Source organism: Pantoea sp. JK (assembly GCF_026130245.1).
Classification (GTDB): Bacteria; Pseudomonadota; Gammaproteobacteria; order Enterobacterales; family Enterobacteriaceae; genus Pantoea; species Pantoea trifolii.
In genome coordinates this window covers 444,413-461,592 of sequence record NZ_JAINFN010000002.1, presented here as the reverse complement: position 1 = coordinate 461,592, position 17,180 = coordinate 444,413, and the positions used below count along the sequence as shown (strand labels likewise).

General features: G+C 53.3%; 18 protein-coding genes. 8 read left to right on the top strand and 10 right to left on the bottom strand.

The features are described from left to right. Positions 1-136: 136 nt before the first annotated feature. The 4 genes from PanJK_RS06620 to PanJK_RS06605 form a co-directional block, all read right to left on the bottom strand. On the bottom strand, positions 137-1,510 hold the full coding sequence (locus PanJK_RS06620; protein ID WP_265298198.1) for a nucleobase:cation symporter-2 family protein: 1,374 nt from the start codon (positions 1,508-1,510) through the stop codon (positions 137-139). Between the two features lie 179 nt (positions 1,511-1,689). Beyond that, entirely contained in the window at positions 1,690-2,391 is a 702-nt protein-coding gene (gene bioD / locus PanJK_RS06615) for a dethiobiotin synthase (RefSeq protein ID WP_265298563.1), read from the bottom strand. A gap of 105 nt (positions 2,392-2,496) precedes the next feature. Then, positions 2,497-3,714, bottom strand: coding sequence for an ROK family protein (locus tag PanJK_RS06610; protein ID WP_265298197.1), 1,218 nt, complete (start codon positions 3,712-3,714; stop codon positions 2,497-2,499). 134 nt (positions 3,715-3,848) lie between these two features. Next, a complete protein-coding gene (locus PanJK_RS06605) occupies positions 3,849-4,745 on the bottom strand; it encodes a LysR family transcriptional regulator (RefSeq protein WP_265298195.1) in 897 nt (298 codons plus the stop codon). A 94-nt stretch (positions 4,746-4,839) separates the two neighbouring features. Here PanJK_RS06605 and PanJK_RS06600 point away from each other — a divergent pair, with 94 nt between their 5' ends. The 3 genes from PanJK_RS06600 to PanJK_RS06590 all read left to right on the top strand — a co-directional run bounded on the left by PanJK_RS06600 (position 4,840) and on the right by PanJK_RS06590 (position 8,072). Continuing rightward, the gene (locus PanJK_RS06600) at positions 4,840-6,096 is read left to right on the top strand and encodes an MFS transporter (protein ID WP_256696493.1); all 1,257 of its coding nucleotides are present in this window, start codon (positions 4,840-4,842) and stop codon (positions 6,094-6,096) included. 168 nt (positions 6,097-6,264) lie between these two features. Then, positions 6,265-6,522, top strand: coding sequence for a hypothetical protein (locus tag PanJK_RS06595; RefSeq protein WP_154156201.1), 258 nt, complete (start codon positions 6,265-6,267; stop codon positions 6,520-6,522). Between the two features lie 365 nt (positions 6,523-6,887). Next, positions 6,888-8,072 carry a sugar transporter gene (locus PanJK_RS06590; RefSeq protein WP_265298192.1) on the top strand — a complete coding sequence of 395 codons (1,185 nt, stop codon included), beginning with the start codon at positions 6,888-6,890 and terminating at the stop codon, positions 8,070-8,072. 83 nt (positions 8,073-8,155) lie between these two features. On the opposite strand, the gene bhsA is transcribed toward PanJK_RS06590, so the two are convergent. Then, entirely contained in the window at positions 8,156-8,413 is a 258-nt protein-coding gene (gene bhsA / locus PanJK_RS06585) for a multiple stress resistance protein BhsA (RefSeq protein ID WP_256696495.1), read from the bottom strand. A 295-nt stretch (positions 8,414-8,708) separates the two neighbouring features. Between bhsA and PanJK_RS06580 the strand changes: the two genes are divergently transcribed. Then, positions 8,709-9,362: a TetR/AcrR family transcriptional regulator gene (locus PanJK_RS06580; protein ID WP_265298189.1), complete on the top strand. Its 654-nt coding sequence runs from the start codon at positions 8,709-8,711 to the stop codon at positions 9,360-9,362. Between the two features lie 67 nt (positions 9,363-9,429). Here the strand turns inward: PanJK_RS06580 and rhaM are convergent, their stop codons facing one another. Genes rhaM through rhaB form a run of 4 tightly spaced genes read right to left on the bottom strand, consistent with a single transcriptional unit; the run spans position 9,430 to position 13,308 of the window. Continuing rightward, on the bottom strand, positions 9,430-9,744 hold the full coding sequence (gene rhaM, locus PanJK_RS06575) for an L-rhamnose mutarotase (protein WP_008108878.1): 315 nt from the start codon (positions 9,742-9,744) through the stop codon (positions 9,430-9,432). Then, a complete protein-coding gene (gene rhaD, locus PanJK_RS06570; RefSeq protein ID WP_154193504.1) occupies positions 9,734-10,576 on the bottom strand; it encodes a rhamnulose-1-phosphate aldolase in 843 nt (280 codons plus the stop codon). The genes rhaM and rhaD overlap by 11 nt, the downstream gene beginning before the upstream one ends. A 10-nt stretch (positions 10,577-10,586) precedes the next feature. Continuing rightward, the gene (locus tag PanJK_RS06565; RefSeq protein WP_265298186.1) at positions 10,587-11,843 is read right to left on the bottom strand and encodes an L-rhamnose isomerase; all 1,257 of its coding nucleotides are present in this window, start codon (positions 11,841-11,843) and stop codon (positions 10,587-10,589) included. After that, entirely contained in the window at positions 11,836-13,308 is a 1,473-nt protein-coding gene (gene rhaB / locus PanJK_RS06560; protein ID WP_265298184.1) for a rhamnulokinase, read from the bottom strand. The genes PanJK_RS06565 and rhaB overlap by 8 nt, the downstream gene beginning before the upstream one ends. Before the next feature lie 290 nt (positions 13,309-13,598). Between rhaB and rhaS the strand changes: the two genes are divergently transcribed. Together rhaS and rhaR are read left to right on the top strand one after the other, a co-directional pair. Then, positions 13,599-14,420, top strand: a complete 822-nt coding sequence (rhaS, locus tag PanJK_RS06555; protein WP_265298182.1) for an HTH-type transcriptional activator RhaS — start codon at positions 13,599-13,601, stop codon at positions 14,418-14,420. Positions 14,421-14,435: 15 nt separating this feature from the next. After that, positions 14,436-15,302, top strand: coding sequence for an HTH-type transcriptional activator RhaR (gene rhaR / locus PanJK_RS06550; RefSeq protein ID WP_256696500.1), 867 nt, complete (start codon positions 14,436-14,438; stop codon positions 15,300-15,302). Positions 15,303-15,327: 25 nt separating this feature from the next. Here rhaR and rhaT read toward each other — a convergent pair whose 3' ends face one another. Then, positions 15,328-16,362, bottom strand: a complete 1,035-nt coding sequence (gene rhaT, locus PanJK_RS06545; RefSeq protein ID WP_008108866.1) for an L-rhamnose/proton symporter RhaT — start codon at positions 16,360-16,362, stop codon at positions 15,328-15,330. Positions 16,363-16,728: 366 nt separating this feature from the next. Between rhaT and PanJK_RS06540 the strand changes: the two genes are divergently transcribed. Both PanJK_RS06540 and PanJK_RS06535 read left to right on the top strand, forming a co-directional pair. Continuing rightward, positions 16,729-17,052: a hypothetical protein gene (locus PanJK_RS06540; RefSeq protein WP_008108864.1), complete on the top strand. Its 324-nt coding sequence runs from the start codon at positions 16,729-16,731 to the stop codon at positions 17,050-17,052. A gap of 14 nt (positions 17,053-17,066) precedes the next feature. Continuing rightward, positions 17,067-17,165 (top strand): YoaK family small membrane protein, encoded by a 99-nt coding sequence (locus PanJK_RS06535; RefSeq protein WP_008108862.1) that lies wholly within the window; start codon positions 17,067-17,069, stop codon positions 17,163-17,165. Positions 17,166-17,180 lie beyond the last annotated feature (15 nt).

The window sequence follows — 17,180 nt, the reverse complement described above, 5'->3', positions numbered from 1 at the left end:
GCAGTCGCCGAGGGGCATATGGCAGATCGTAAAGTCGCCATAAATCATCCCTGAGGCTCAGCCCGCGCCTTCCCTGGCGCGGGATGCTTTACTCCTCTGCCATATGCCCCTCGGCTATTTGACTCCGTGCGCTTTGTTAGCGTGATTCCTCAGCCGTTTTTGCCGCTACCGCTTCGCTACGCTCTGAAGGCAGCACGACATTCAACATAATCGCCAGCATCCCACCGGTGGTGACCGCGTGACCAAACAGGTTGCTAATCAACGTGGGAAATTGTTTCAGCACATCAGGCACTGCTTCAACACCTAAGCCGATACCAAATGACACGGCGACAATCAGCATCTCGCGACGGCCAAGCGGCGTTTGCGTCATCACACGGATACCGGCCGCCACCACGCTACCAAACATCACAATGGTCGCACCGCCCAGCACCGGCGGTGGAATCTGCTGCAGCATGGTGCCAATCGCCGGGAACATACCGAGCAGCACCAACATCACGCCGATCACCATGCCAACGTAACGGCTGGCGACGCCGGTCATCTGGATGACGCCATTATTTTGCGCAAAGGTGGTGTTGGGGAAGGCAGAAAACACGGCGGCGAGCAAACAGCTGATGCCATCGGCGAAAATACCGCCCTGCATGCGGCGCTCAAACGCTTCGCCTTCAATCGGCTGCTGCGACAACATGCAGTTCGCTGTGAGATCGCCCACCGCTTCAATCACCGCAATCACCGATACCAGCGCGATGGGAATGAAGATGGTCCAGTCAAAGGCAAAACCAAAACGGAACAGTTCTGGCAGCACCAGCCACGGCGTATCGCCCATTGGCTTGAGGGTGAGATGACCGGTTAACGCTGCGGCGATACAACCCGCTACAATGCCGGCAACCACGGCAACCAGCCGAGTCCAGCGATTTTGCGAACGGTTTAATACGATAATCACCAATAGCGTCAAGGCGCCGAGCGCCAGATTACCCGGTGCGCCAAAATCGCTGGCGTTATGGCCACCAGCCCAATCGGTGATGCTGACTTTGATCAGGCTGATGCCAATCAATGTGATCACGGTACCGGTGACCACCGGCGTCAACACTTTGCGCAATGGCGCGATGCAGCGGCTGATTAGCATCGGAATCATCGCCGCCACCAGGTTGCAGCCAAAGATCATCGCCATGATCTCTTCCGGCGATCCACCGCGCGCTTTGACCATCAATCCGCCCGACAAAATCACGCCCAGAAAGGCAAAACTGGTGCCCTGCAGGCAGATCATGCCGGCGCCAATGCCCATAAAGCGGCGCGCCTGCAGGAATGTACCCAAACCGGAAACCAACAGCGACATGCTGATCAGATACGGGATCCATGCCTGTAATCCCAAAACGGAACCAATAATCAGCGGCGGCGTAATTATGCCGACGACGCTGGCCAGCACATGTTGCAGTGCGGCACAAAATGCAGGCAATGGACCGATGCGGTCATTCAGCCCATACAACAAACCTTTCTCATCTGATTGCGACATACAGGTGCTCCGGCAAGATATTCATCAGAGCAGCTGATGCATGAATCACGCCAGAGAAGAGTGTTCAATAAAATGCGGGGAGTAAAGGATTGAATAATAGAGGAATTAATTCGTTAAAAAGGATGGCTGAATCTGAATCGTTAGATTCAGCCATTGATCATTTGCGACACTTTGTTTCATCAGGCCGCAGGCTTTGCACTGTTGTCGTGCGTAATATTGTCATCGAGCAGGGAAATATCCAGATAACCGCTCAGTTCCCGCTGCTCTGCACGCGGCAGGTAAGGCAACTCGCCTAATAAAGGTGCACCTAGCTTCTCGCTCAAAACATTAATAATTTCAGCGTAATGCGCCAGGCCGGGATTAATACGGTTTGCTACCCAACCCGCCAGTTGCAATCCATCCTGCGCAATGGCCTCGGCGGTCAGTAAAGCGTGGCTGATGCAACCTTCCTTAATGCCTACAACCAACACAACCGGTAAATGCTCCTGTCGCACCCAATCAGACAACGGCTGCAAGTCGTTCATTAGGCTGCGCCAGCCGCCGGTGCCTTCCACCACCACGCGCGCTGCGTTAGCCTGTAAATCGTTAAGACTGCGAGTGAGTAATGGATAATCAATGCGCTGCGTCGGGCTGGTGCTGATTTCATCCTCTTCCAGGGCGATTGGATTAACGGCGGAATAAGTGAGAGTGAGGCCCGAAGCCTGCTGTAACAGCAGTGCATCTTTATTACGTAAGCCTTCGGGTGTGCGCTGTGCGCTTTTGGCGACAGGTTTAAAACCTGCGGCGCAGAGATTCGCCTTGGCAAAGCACTGTAATAACGCGCGAGATACCACGGTTTTACCCACCGCGGTGTCGGTACCGGTGACAAAAAGCGTTTTCACCATTCTCCTCCTTCATTAAAGCGATGTGTAACGTGCGAAGGAGGCAGTTTAAGGAAATGTTTTCGCAGGCAGATTGCGTTAGGACAAACTTAAGGCGAGCTGTCATTATCCCTGCAACAGTTTTACCAATAAGTGGCCGCTATAGAGCGCGTCTTTTATCAGTGCGGCGCCGCCAAAAGTGCCGGGATCGCTGAAAGCCGTTGGTGTGAGCTGGATTTCACTACTATAAGCGGGTAACGCCTGTTGACGAATGGTACTACTCACCGCAGGAAACAGCACATCGGCGGCTTGATTAAGCGGCGAACCAATAAGGATTTGTTGAGGATTAAAGATGTTTACCATCATCGCCAGCATGCGGCCAATGTGATGTCCGACGCCAGCAATCACATCACGCGCCAGACGATCGCCCTGCTGCGCGGCGGCGCATAAGCTCTCAATCGTCAACGGAGTCTGATGCAGCAAACTGTCTAGCTGCGACGGCAAACGCTGGGCGGTGAGAGTAAGCAAGCTTCCGATGCTGGCGACGGTTTCCAGACAGCCATTATTGCCGCAATAACATTGCTGGCCGTAAGGATCGATTTGCGTATGACCAATCTCCACCAGCGTACGGCCATTTTTATGCAGTAGTTGTCCGCCGCTGATCACGCCCGCACCGACGGTTTCATCGATCACAATCTGAATGACATGTTGTGCGCCGCTGGATGCGCCAAACAGTGATTCGGCTAACGTCCAGGCAGAAATATCATGCTGCACGAACACCGGCAAACCGGTGCGCTGCGCCAGCGTTTCTCCCAGTGGCATATCCTGCACGTCGTAACCCGGCATACGATGTACCACGCCAGAAGCCGCGTTGATCAATCCCGGCAAAGTAATGGCGATGGCGGTCAAACGCTCCAGCTTGCTTTGATGACGAATAAAGAAGTCATTTACCAAATTCAGCAAGGTTTGCAGCAGCGGTTTTTCGGCGCTGGCGTGCAGCGGCAAGCGATCTTCCTGCAGCGCGCGGCTGCTGAGATCGCGAAGCGTTAGCGTAATGAATCCGGGCTGAATGCGTACGGCGAGATAGTGCCAGGCGAGCGTATCGAGGATTAAACCAATCGCTGGACGACCGCGACTGCCGGGTTCCTGAAACTCGGTTTCCTGTACCAGATGGGCATCAAGCATTTCACGCACGATTTTGGTAATGCTGGCGGGTGCTAACTGGGCACGTTTAGAAAGCTCAATACGCGAAATCGGGCCGTAAAGGTCAATCAGTCGGTAAACCACACCTGCGTTGGTCTGTTTTATCTGATCAATATGACCAGGTTGACTGTACAGATTCACGCCCTGCTCCCATTATTTTCGCGCTTCTAAATAAACAGCAGCTATGGTGATGCAGATTGACCAGCAGCGTCAAATATTTGATTAGAAATGTGATTTATCGCACATAAAGTTTATGTCCTGCTTCACCCGCTGGTTTAATTCTCCGCATTTTGCAGCATCAGCGACATCATGTTGGTCATTTGCGCCGTCGGTTCTCGAGTAGTTGACCAGACCAGCCAAACTTCAGAAATCGCGTCGTTCTCCTGCAAAGGGATCCACACCACATCGGCCAAACGTGCACGGCGGAACGACGCCGGCAGAATTGACACGCCAAGACCGGTTGCCACCAACCCCAGAATAGTCATCGCCTCGCCCACTTCCTGAGTAATAAACGGTTTGATTTGATAACGATGCAGCAGCGCCAGAATTTCACCGTACAACGCGGTGCCGCCTTGCGGATCGAAAAATACAAATGGCTCGTTAGCTAACGCCTGAATGGAAATCGACTCCGCATCGGCCAGCGGATGCGCCCAATGTACTACCGCGCACAGCGGCTCACGCAGTAACACGCGGTGTTGCAGATCGCTGGGCAACGGCGTATTGCGCATCACACCGAGATCGAGTCGATCGTCATGAAGTGGCGCAAGCTGCTGGCGCGTGTTGTTCTCCTGCATCTGAATGTGCACTTCTGGCCAACGCTGGCGGAATTGATACAGCGCATCTGAAACCAGACCAGTAAACGGCGCTGACGAGGTAAAGCCAATGCGCAACTCGCCTTCCTGACCGGTGTGCACGCGTGCGGCGCGGCGCGCTGCCTGTTCAACCTGCAACAAAATGCCACGCGCATCCTGCAAAAACAGCGCGCCAGCGGGCGTGATCTGCACGCTGCGATTGGTGCGGGTAAACAGCTGCGCACCAATTTCCTGTTCCAGCTGCTGAATCTGCTGACTCAACGGCGGTTGTGAAATATTCAGGCGCTGCGCGGCACGACCAAAATGCAGCTCTTCAGCGACGGCAATGAAATAGCGTAGATGGCGCAATTCGACATTCATATTTTAAACGTCTCATTTAAGATTATTAATATATTGTACAACCTATTAACCCTTTCCTACAGTAACCTTATGATGATTCTAACGAGGATGTTCCGTGAGTCGCTCTTCCCAGGCAGTGATACTCGATGAAGACGAGTTGTCCGTAAAGCCTGCTTCAACTGCAACCCCTTCAGAGTGGATTGAACGCGGATCGCCGCAGTTTATGCGTGTAACGCTGGCGCTGTTCTCCGCCGGTCTTGCCACTTTCGCTTTACTGTATTGCGTGCAGCCGATTCTGCCGGTGCTATCGCAGCAGTTTGGCGTTTCTCCGGCGCAAAGCAGTATTTCTCTCTCGCTCTCTACCGGCTTAATGGCGTTGGGATTGCTATTTACCGGGCCGCTATCGGATGCAATTGGGCGTAAATCGGTGATGGTTACCGCACTGTTGCTCGCCGCCATCTGCACTTTGATTTCCGCTACCATGAGTAGCTGGCAAGGCATTTTGCTGATGCGCGCGCTGATTGGCTTATCGCTGAGCGGCGTTGCGGCCGTTGGCATGACCTATCTGAGTGAAGAGATTCATCCACGCGTTATCGCCTTTTCCATGGGGCTGTATATCAGCGGTAACTCGATTGGTGGCATGAGTGGAAGATTGTTAACTGGCGTACTGACCGATTTCTTCTCCTGGCGCGTTGCGGTGGGCGTCATTGGGTGCTTCGCGTTGGCGGGTGCGCTGATGTTCTGGAAAATTCTGCCTGCATCCCGACATTTTCGTCCGGCGTCGCTGCGACCGCGCAGTTTATTGATCAATTTCCGTCTGCACTGGCGCGATAAAGGTTTGCCGCTGCTGTTCGCGGAGGGCTTCCTGCTGATGGGCGCGTTCGTCACGCTGTTCAACTATATCGGGTATCGCCTGTTAAGTGCGCCGTGGTCACTGAGCCAGGCGGTGGTTGGATTATTGTCGGTGGTGTATCTGACCGGTTCATGGAGTTCACCAAAAGCGGGCGCGATGACCAGCCGTTTTGGACGCGGTCCTGTGATGATTGGCGCGACTGCAATTATGCTGGCGGGATTGCTGCTGACGGCGTTTAACTCGCTTTGGCTGATTTTGCCCGGCATGATGCTGTTCACCGCCGGATTCTTTGCGGCACACTCGGTTGCCAGCGGCTGGATTGGCCCGCGCGCGCGTCGTGCTAAAGGCCAGGCATCGTCACTTTATCTGTTCAGTTATTACGTCGGTTCCAGCGTGGCCGGTACTTTAGGCGGCGTGTTCTGGCACAGCTACGGCTGGATGGGCGTAACGCTATTCATTAGCCTGCTATTATTAATGGCTTTGCTGGTTGGCTGGCGTTTGCAGTGCCGAAAACTGTAATACCTTTCATCTGTTAAACGGGGCGAATACGCCCCGTTCTCATCTCAAGTGGACGCCACACGGCGATCCCACAGTCCCAGATAAAACAAAATGGCTATTCGTCGCTATAATTCATTCCATTCCAACAATAGTTAGACTTTTTTTATTTCACAGCAATGAGGTCGTTAGATGGGACTCTATTATTACGTCGATAAGCACGCCGGCTATAACGACAACCATGTAGTACATGCAACGGGATGCCCGTTCTTACCCGCCGATGAGGCACGCCGTTTTCTTGGGACTTTCTACACGCCAAATGCCGCCATCCAGCAAGCACGTAAATTTTATGCCAGCGCGCTGGGCTGCGAGCATTGTTGTCCGGTTGGGGTAAAAAAAAACATGACGACTCAAAATAGCGTGGCACTAAAACACATGGTGAGACTCTGATAATCATGATTTGAGCGTGGTAGGGTAACCCCGCTGTTTTGTTAAGCACCGCTGAGGCGTTTCAAAATAACTATAATTTTACGTGTAATAATAACTGGACCTTAAGGCGTTCATTAGGGCGTCAGGTCCAGTCGCCTCTTCCCTCATTGCACCATTCCTGATTATTCTCGGCTTGATGCCAGAAAGCGTAATAACCTCAGGCTATTAACCACGCCTCCCAAGATAAAAAATAATCAGTAATAAAAGCCCGACAAACGGTTTCCCTTCGTTCATTAATGCTCCACAATAGCGGGAATTTGTGACCTCGGTCACTTTCTGGGGTGCCTTTTCGCCCTTTCACTCGCCGTCTGACAGATTTGAACTCCATGCAATCTACTACTGTTTCCCGTAAAACGGCCTGGCTACGCGTTGTATTGCTGGCTATTGCTGCTTTTGTCTTTAACACCACAGAATTCGTGCCTGTCGGTTTGCTGTCAGATATCGCTGCCAGCTATGACATGCAGACTGCCGATGTTGGCATCATGTTGACCATCTATGCGTGGGTCGTCGCACTATTGTCGCTGCCGTTGATGCTGTTAACGCGCAATATTGAGCGTCGGCTGCTGTTAGCCGTGCTGTTCATCGTGTTTGTCGCCAGTCATGTGCTCTCGTCCGTGGCATGGGATTTCACTTCGCTGGTTATCTCGCGCATCGGTATTGCCTTGGCGCACGCGGTGTTCTGGTCAATTACCGCTTCGCTGGCCATTCGCGTGGCGCCTGCGGGTAAGAAAACGCAGGCGTTAAGTATGCTGGCAACCGGTACCGCGCTGGCGATGGTGCTGGGCGTGCCGATTGGGCGTATCGTCGGTCAATATCTTGGCTGGCGTACCACCTTCGGCATGATCGGTTTGTCTGCATTGGTGTTGCTGATTTTGCTGATGCGCATCCTGCCGCGTCTGCCGAGCGAGCATACCGGTTCATTGAGCAGCGTACCGATGCTCTTCCGCCGTCCGGCGCTGGTAGCCATGTACATTCTGGTTACCGTGGTGGTGACGGCGCATTACACCGCTTATAGCTACATCGAACCCTTTATGCAGGTGGTCGCTAATGCGGATGACAATTTTACCACCCTGCTTTTACTGCTGTTTGGATCGGCGGGCATTATCGGCAGCGTGCTGTTCAGTACGCTGGGCAATAAATTCCCGTCGGCAATGCTGATCGCTGCTATCGCGATGATCACCTTAAGCATGGGCTTGCTGGTGTTTGCCGCAGTGCGTCCCGCTGCAATCACCGTGCTGTGCATCGTTTGGGGCATGGCAATGATGATGATTGGTCTGGCGATGCAGGTGCGCGTGCTGGCGCTGGCGCCGGATGCTACCGACGTCGCAATGTCGCTGTTCTCTGGTATCTACAACATCGGTATCGGCGCGGGTGCGCTGCTGGGAAATCAGGTCAGTTTGCATATGCAAATGTCGGACGTCGGTAACGTCGGCGGCATTATTGGCCTTGGCGCACTGTTCTGGTGTATCGCTATCTTCCGCCGCTATCCTCAACTGCGTTCTAACGGATAAGAAAAAAGGCTTCAGAAGGATTATCTTCTGAAGCCTTTTATTCACTTCTTACAGAATGCTTCATCGCACTCCGCTCAATTCTCTTAGTTATAAATGACTGCTGTGCCATTTAGCTTGTTGTTGCCAGAGGTCGAAGTGATGCGGAATGACTTTGCTCCAGCAGCATTGGCCTTTTCCGCTAGCTGATTCTCCAGCGATGTCAGGTTGGTGCTACCTGACGCGCTAACCACACCAATTTGTTGTTGATTTAGCGGCGCTTCGTTTACTAAGTCTGCAGCCATGCTACCAAAAGCGATTGAGGACAATGCTACAGCAGCCAGGGTCAGTTTGATGCTTTTCATAATTTTGCTCTCTTAAACAGATGAATTGGGGTCGGTCGCGATTAAGTTAACAACCGTTAATTAAATGCTACTGCCGAAAGGGCGTGCTCGTCAATCATTTTATTAACGATCATTATTTTAATCGAAAGTGGCGTGATTATGGGCTTCCTAGCCCTTTTCAACTTACCCATTTGGGTGCTTTGACCAGCGAAAAGCACAAACGGGCAAAGACGAACAGGCTCATTCCGGGCTGCGCTTGCATATTTATTTAATGATCGGTAATTTAATTGGGTGTTTCTACGCTTTGAGGTGCCCAATGACTGAAGTTATCGATGTGGTGAACAGGAAAACGCGCGGTCGCCCGAAAGTGTTTGACCGCAATGATGCCCTGGACAAGGCATTGATGTTGTTCTGGGCGCATGGTTATGAAGGCACGTCGTTGTCCGATTTGGTTAACGCTACCGGTGCGAAAGCCCCAACCCTTTATGCTGAATTTGAGAATAAAGAGGGTTTATTCCGTGCGGCGATGCAGCGATACATTGAAACCTTCAGCGCACAACGTAACGCAGTGCTGAACGATGATGCATCAGACGTGAAAACGGCAATTGAAGCCTATTTTCGGGCAACCGCCGCGTGTTTTACTGAATGTGATAAGCCAGCAGGCTGTTTCTTCATTTGTACGTCGAGCGCGCTCTCTTCCGGCTCGGAAGAAGTGGCGCAGATGCTGGCGCAGCAGCATCATACGCAGGAATCAGCGTTAAAAGCATTCCTTGATACCCGGCAGCAGCGCGGCGAATTACCGCAATGTGCCAATAGTGCAACCCTGGCCAGCTATCTGGCGTGTTTACTGCAGGGAATGTCGGTACGTGCGCGTGAAGGGGCCAATCGAGAGGATCTTGACCAGATTGTGGATACGCAGATGGCAATCTGGCCCGCTCTGGCGGGATATTGTGAGTTGAGCACCAAGTAAAATTCAGGCCGACTTCGCTGTCGGCCTGAAATTACTGCCTCTATTCGAGCGGTGAGGCGAGCGAGCGTTAAGGCAGGAAAAACATCGGTTTTAACGCCGCACTCACCGGACTGTTATCCGGATTGGATGGCATTAAATCCTTCATGGATGCCCACCAACGCTGACACACCTCCGTTTTTGCCACGGCTTCCCAGCGCGCTTCAGACTCAATTTCTACGCTGGCAAACAGTAGATTACGTTCAGCATCCAGCCAGATAGCGTAATTGTGCGCGCCATGCGCTTTTAACGTCTCGGCCAGCTCCGGCCAAATTGGCGTGTGACGGCGCAGATACTCATCGTGACAGTGTGCATGCACCTGCATCACAAAGGCTTTACGCAACATCGCTGCGCTCCGCCTGCAGAGCGGCTTGCCACGGCTTAACGTTGAAGCGCTCACCCAGCGCGATCAGTTGCTCAGTGGTGATGCTTTGACGAATGCCACCCATCGACAGCGCTTTCACCACCACTTCGGAGGATTTCTCCGCAGTGTCGATCAGGCCAAAGGTCTCATCGAGGTTTGGACCGGCGCCAAAGATGCCATGGAACGGCCACATCACAATGCTGTGGTTTGCCATCGCGTCGGCTGTTGCCTGACCAATTCCGTCGGTGCCTGGCACCATCCACGGCAGAATACCGACGCCATCCGGGAACACCACCAGACATTCGGTGCTGCCTTCCCACAGCAGTCGTGTGAAGCGTGCGGAATCCAGATCGACCACATAGCTCAGCGCCATAAAGTTGGTGGCGTGGCAGTGCATGATGACGCGATCAACGCCGTTTGAGACTTGCTTGCGCACGCTGTGTGACTGGAAGTGAGCTGCCAGCTCTGACGTTGGCAGGCCGCCATTACTCAAACCCCAGTGGATTTTGTATGACAAGCCTTTGTCATCGACCTGCAACAGCGCCAGACAATCAGCCGGGTCGATCTGTACGTTACGGAAAAACTTACCCGATCCGGTAACCAGGAACCAATCATTGGCCAGCGCTGGAGCAGGCTTGGTCAGCTCAATACAGCGCGGCTCAGCATAGAAATCACCGGCGAAATCTTTAACTTCTTCCGGCAGTAAACGTAAGCTGACGTTGCCGCCATTACGTTCATCCCAGCCCTTCAACCACATGTCGCTGGTCGCTTTAACCATTCCCTGAACAAAAGCGGAAGAGAGAATATTTTGCATGGTGTGTCCCTTAACGTTGACGCAGTGTTTGTTGTTCATAATGACGGACTTCGCTCAGCCAGCTGGCATCAGCAGGGACATCGTGGCGCAGACACCAAGCTTCCCACACCGCTTGCCACGGCAACGATTTTTGCTCTTCCAGCATTGCCAGGCGACCGGTGTAATCCCCTTCGTTCTCCAGCTTGCGTAACTGATCGGTAGGTTCCAGCAGCGCGCGTAGCAGTGCTTTTTTGGCATTGCGTGTACCAATTACCCACGCCGCGATGCGGTTAATAGACGCATCAAAGAAGTCGAGACCGATATGCACCTTGTCGAACAGCTTGTGGCGCGCGATCTCGGTGGCGATGGCCTGGGTTTCATCATCAAGAATCACCACGTGGTCGCTGTCCCAGCGTACCGGACGGCTTACGTGCAGCAGCAGGCGCGGCACATAAAGCATCGCCGTGGAGATCTTGTCAGAAATCACTTCGGTTGGATGGAAGTGGCCGGCATCCAGCGTTAGTGCGGTCTGGCGGCTGCTGGCATAGCCCAGGCAGAATTCATTGGAACCCACGGTGTAGCTTTCTGCACCGATACCAAACAGTTTGCTCTCTACCGCATCGATGTGGTGCGCGGGATTGAGTTTTTCACTGATTACTTCATCAAGCGCACTTGCCAGGCGTTGACGTGGTGCGAGGCGATCGACGGTGAGGTCTTTCATGCCGTCCGGCACCCAGATGTTCATGACGGATGCGGTACCCAGTTGCTCACCAAAGTGCGCCGAGATGCGACGGCTGGCCTTGCAGTGATCGATCCAGAACTGGCGAATCCCTTTGTCGGCGTGCGACAAGGTAAAGCCATCGGCGCTCAGTGGGTGGGAGAAGCAGCTTGGATTAAAGTCGAGGCCCAACTTGAGCGTCTTCGCCCATTCCACCCAGTTGCTGAAGTGTTTCGGTTCAATTGCGTCACGATCAACCGGCTTATCGCTCTCCAGGTAAATTGCATGCAGGTTGAGGCGTTTAGCTCCCGGAATGAGTGACATCGCTTTTTCAACATCTGAACGCAGCTCATCAGCATTACGGGCGCGGCCCGGATAGTTACCCGTAGCCTGAATACCGCCGGTTAGTTCACCGTTCGGATTTTCGAAGCCGCGCACGTCATCACCTTGCCAGCAGTGCATCGAGACCGGAATGCCATCCAGCTGTGCCATTACCTGTTCCACATCTACACCGATGGCAGCGTAGCGTTGTTTGGCCAGTTCGAAGGCCTGTTCAATCAGCTTAGTCATATGCAAGTTCCTTAGCAGGTTGGCTGAGCGCGGCAAAGCGTGCCTGATGGGCAGCGAAGGCGCTGTTGTTCAACGGTTCAAATTTTTCTAACGGGAAGTTTTGGCTAATGCAGCGGCGTAAATCACTCACGTCACGCAGTTCGCCTAAGGCAATGAGCTGGCAGCCGACGTTACCGAGCGTCGAAGCTTCAATCGGCCCGGCCAATACCGGCAACTGGCAGGCATCGGCACACAATTGGTTTAACAGCGGATTCTGGCTGCCGCCGCCCACCACATGTAGCTGACGCAGCGGTGCAGCGCGTAATGTGCCGAGTTCACCAATCACCTGGCGATAGAGCAAGGCCAGACTGTCAAAGATGGTGCGGGCCAGCGCGGCAGGCGTCTGCGGAACGGGCATGTTCTGTTCGACGCAGGCGTTCTGAATCTCCTGAACCATGCTGTCTGGATTGATAAAACGACTGTGATTGGGGTTAACCAGCGCACGACAGGCAGGTTCTTTTTCAGCGTCTTTGATCAGCGAGCAGAGATCGGTGATGTGCAACTCGGTGCAGACACGTTGCAGCAGCCACAAACCCATAATGTTTTTCAGAACACGATAGCCTTCTGCTCCACCTTCATTGGTGATGTTGGCATTGAGCGCCGCCGTGCTGACACAAGGCTGCAAACTCTCAATCCCCATCAGCGACCAGGTTCCTGAGCTGAGATAAGCGGCATCATCCTGCATTAACGGTGTGGCCAAAACCGCACTCGCTGTATCGTGCGTCGCAACCGCGATCACCGGAATGTGGTTGCCGCTGGCGCTGGTCCAGTAACCAACGGTATTGCCTGGCGACGTTGGTTTGCCGAACCATTTAGCCGGCACGCCAGCCCAGGTGAGCAAATCGCTGTCCCATTCGCCGCTGTGAATATTGAGCAGTTGTGTGGTGGTGGCGTTGGTGTATTCCCAGTTCATCTGCCCGGTAAGGCGATAGTGCAAATAGTCTGGAATCATCAGTGCATGCTGCACTTGTTCCTGCCAATCTGGCTGCTGCTGATGCAGTGCGTGCAGTTGATAGAGCGTGTTAAACGGCAAGAACTGAATACCTGTGCGCTGATAGATTGCGCCTTTGCCGAGGTCATTAATGGCCTGAGCCATATGCCCTTCCGTGCGCTTGTCGCGATAGCTTACCGCCTCGCCGACGCGCTCGCCGTTGGCATCCAGCAACACCAAATCAACGCCCCAGGTGTCGATTCCAATGCTGTCCGGCACGATGCCTCCATCATCTAGCTGAGCCAGTCCTAAACGAATCTCCTGCTCCAGTCGCTCCAAATCCCAACAATCATAATCTGCACGGCGCACACGCTGATTGGTGAAGCGACGAACTTCGCGCAGGCTGATTTGCTGATTCGCTGAACTCCATTGTGCGAGCATCACGCGCCCGCTGGATGCGCCTAAATCAATGGCAACAATGTTACGCATACTCATGGCGTGTTCTTCCTGTGATGAGATGACAACAGATTAGAAATCCCTGCTTTTTGCCACCTTCCCCTTACTGCCAGTGCGTAATAGTCACTGGCACGCTAACAAAGAAGTTCGTGAGAAAGCTCACAGAACCACACAAGAAGAGAGATGTGAGCCTTGCCGCATTTCCATCAATCGCTGGTGAGATCTTGAAAAATTGGCCATTTTCCTGCGTCACTAAGGTGAAAATTCAAGGTAAGGTGCGGGGCGCCTGCGTAGACTCGGCAACAGTTGAGTAAATAAAGAGGCGAATCATGACCGTTTTACATAGCGCAGATTTCTTCCCGGAAGGGAATTACGCCATCGCCATTGAGCCGCGCGTGCCGCAGCAGGCATTTCCGGAGCATCATCATGATTTCCATGAAATTGTGTTGGTGGAACAAGGTTCTGGCATTCATGTGTTTAACGGTCAGCCACAGGCTTTATCCGCAGGGTGCGTGTGCTTCGTGCGCGATCACGATCGCCATCTTTATGAGCAAACGGAAAATTTGTGTCTGACCAACGTGCTGTATCGCAGTCCGGCGGCATTCCGTTTTCTCTCGGGTTTGCAGGATCTTCTGCCGCGCGAAGAAGAGGACCACTACGCATCGCACTGGCGCATCAATCACAAAGTGATGGCGCAGGCGCTGCAAATCGTTACGCAGATGAAGCAGCAAGATGCGTGGTCGCTGGAACGGCACGCACGTCAGGAACAACTTTTCCTGCAACTGTTGGTGTTGTTGCGCGAAGCGGCTCACAACGATCAATCACAGGATCAGGAAGCCCGCTTACATCGGTTGCTCGACTGGCTCAATGAGCACTACAGTGAAGAGATTGTGTGGGATGCCTTAGCCGATCGTTTTTCATTGTCGCTGCGTACCCTGCACCGCCAGATGAAGCAGCAAACCGGCAATACACCGCAGCGTTACCTGAATCGGCTTCGCCTGTTACAGGCGCGGCATTTACTGCGTCATAGTGATATGCGCATAACAGACATTGCCTACCAGTGCGGATTTGGTGACAGCAACCACTTCTCCACACTGTTCCGGCGAGAATTTGGCTGCGCGCCCAGAGCGGAGCGCCAGCAGATGTTATAACGGGAGCGTTTCCTCATGTCGCTAATCTTAACGCGCGAAGACTATTTTCCGGCCACCAATCTGCCGATTGCTGTGGCCGAGCGCATGCCGCAGCCCTCCTTCCCTCCGCATCGTCATGAATTCAGTGAAATCGTTATCGTCTGGCGCGGCAACGGCCTGCATGTGTTGAACGATCGTCCATGGTTGATAACCTGCGGCGACGTTTTTTACATTCACGATAGCGACTGCCACAGCTACGACAGCGTCAACGACCTGGCGCTGGATAACATTCTTTACTGCCGCGATCGCTTTCGTCTTGGCCTCGACTGGAGTCAGTTGCTGCCGCCGCAAGAAGAAGATTCCCCGGGCTGCTGGCGTTTGACCACGCGCGGGATGGCGTTGGCGCGTGGCGTGATTAGCCAACTTGAGCGCGAGAGCCGCAAAAGTGATTCGCTATCGATTCAACTCTCCGAAGCGCTGTTTTTGCAACTCGCGCTGATTTTGCGTCGTCACGGTTATGCTGCCGATCGGCCCTGGGCATTGCCTGAAGGTGAGCAACTGGATCTGCTGATGTCGGCGCTGCAAGGTGCCATCAGCCGTCCATTCGATTTGGCGGTGTTTTGCCAGCAGAATCAGTTAAGCGAGCGCGCGTTAAAACAGCTGTTTCGCCAGCAAACCGGTATGACCGTGGGTCACTATTTGCGGCAGCTCCAACTGTGCCAGGCGAAGTATCTGCTGCGGACGCAGGATTGCTTAATCAGTGAAGTGGCCGCACGTTGCGGTTTCGATGACAGTAACTACTTTTCGGTGGTATTTACGCGGGAAACCGGTTTAACGCCGAGTGCGTGGCGGCAGCGCTTCCTGCCGCATCGTGAACTCTCATCTGAAAAAGTTAAAGCCTGACGCGAGGTGAGCGTCAGGCTTTTTATTAGTTTGCTAACCCTAATCCCACAATGTTGGCGGCAATGATGATCACCACACAACCCAGTGACAGCACGCGCACCGGACGTTGACCCGCTGATTTCCACTCTTTCAGCACCAGACCAACCAAGCCACCGCACAGCACGTAAAGACTCATATGCAGCATCCAGCTGACAAAGTCGTACTGTGCTGGGATTTTAGCGTGGCCCCAGGCGTAGAAGAAGAACTGCAGATACCACATGGTGCCGCCGAGCACGGCAAACGCGATATTGGCCAGCAGCATCGGTTTGGCGACGGAGAAATCACGGCGTACTGAGAGATCGGTTTTTACCGCCAGACGGATGAAGCAATAAGCCAGATTGACTAATGCACCGCCGCCCATGATCACCACATAGCTTGGCAAGGCCACATACAACGGATTGATACCCAGATTGGCTGCGGCTTCATGCATCGGCTTGGCGGCATCCATTGCAAACGACATGCCAGCCGAGAAGATGCCGCACATTACGGCCAGAATCAGCCCTTTCTTGAGGTTGAACTCTTCAGCGTTGATGCCCAGCGCCCGCTCTTTCAACAGGCCGGCACGTGAAACAATCGCCACACCAATCAACGCAACAAACACGCCGAGCAGCGTCATACGTCCACCGGTCGAGTTGAATAGCTCAACAAAGCGTCCCTGCAGCAGCGGCGTCATCAGGGTTCCCACCACTAAAGTGATACCGATAGCAATCCCAATGCCCATCGACATGCCGAGGTAGCGCATGGTCAACCCGTAGTTGATGTTTCCGATGCCCCACATAGCACCAAACAGAAACACCGGCATCAGTTGAGAGAAACTAAAGCTGCCGTAATACGCCCAGAAATTCGGCAGTAATACCGCACTCACCGCCCAGGGAAGAATCAGCCACGACATAATGCCGCCCACCGACCACATCGTTTCCCAGGACCACTTTTTCACCTGCTTAAATGGAGCATAAAAACAGGCGGCACTGGCGGCACCCACCAGATGCCAGAAAATACCTGCAATGATGGCACTGTTCATTGTTATTCCTTCGTAAGGTTGAGGCCAACAGGAAACCGGCGGTCTCCCGATTACCGGCAGTCTACGGCGGGCAGCTTTTCGTCAGCCTTTGGATGGCTGCCGGAAAGCGGAGGTTGCTGGCAAAATTCGGTGGGTCGTCAACATAAGGATCACAAAATCGCATTTGCAGGCAGGTCACGGGATGATTTTTATAAGTGGCTTATTATTCAGCATATTTTTCTATTATGCTGTGTAGATCAGCACAGTTTTTGATTCACTGCCACTGCAACCGTTAACATGGCAGTCACACAAAGCCGCGCACCAGACTTTCCCCGCAGGCGTTTAATCCGTATAACGTTGGGAAAATCATCAGGACGAAGGATTGAGATGAATACCAAAAGATTGCGGCTACTGCTGTCACAATCGGTGAGCCGCGTGATGCTGGATGACATCCGCGCCATCGTGCCGGCGCAGGCGCTTAACGTCTTTATTAATGGATTAGATGAGACGCACTACGCCACGCTGGATTGCGTGCAGAGCGAAGAGAATTGCGCCCTGCTGGCGTCGGTGATTGTGGTCTGGCGCCAGCTGGGTCACATTCATGCGATTCATTATCAGAAAGGTGAGCATCTGCGTCAGGTCGATGACGCCACGCAATTCCAGCTGTTCAGTATGATGAAAACCCATCGCGCGATCGTGCAGATCGCTTAACTCACGGAATGACTATGAAAATCGGACTGCTTTTCCCTATTGCCATCATCATTGCTGGCGTCAGTTTTTTGGCGTGGTTTATTGCCAGCGGCGCGGCGATGCCGGGTTCCTGACATTTATTTAACATA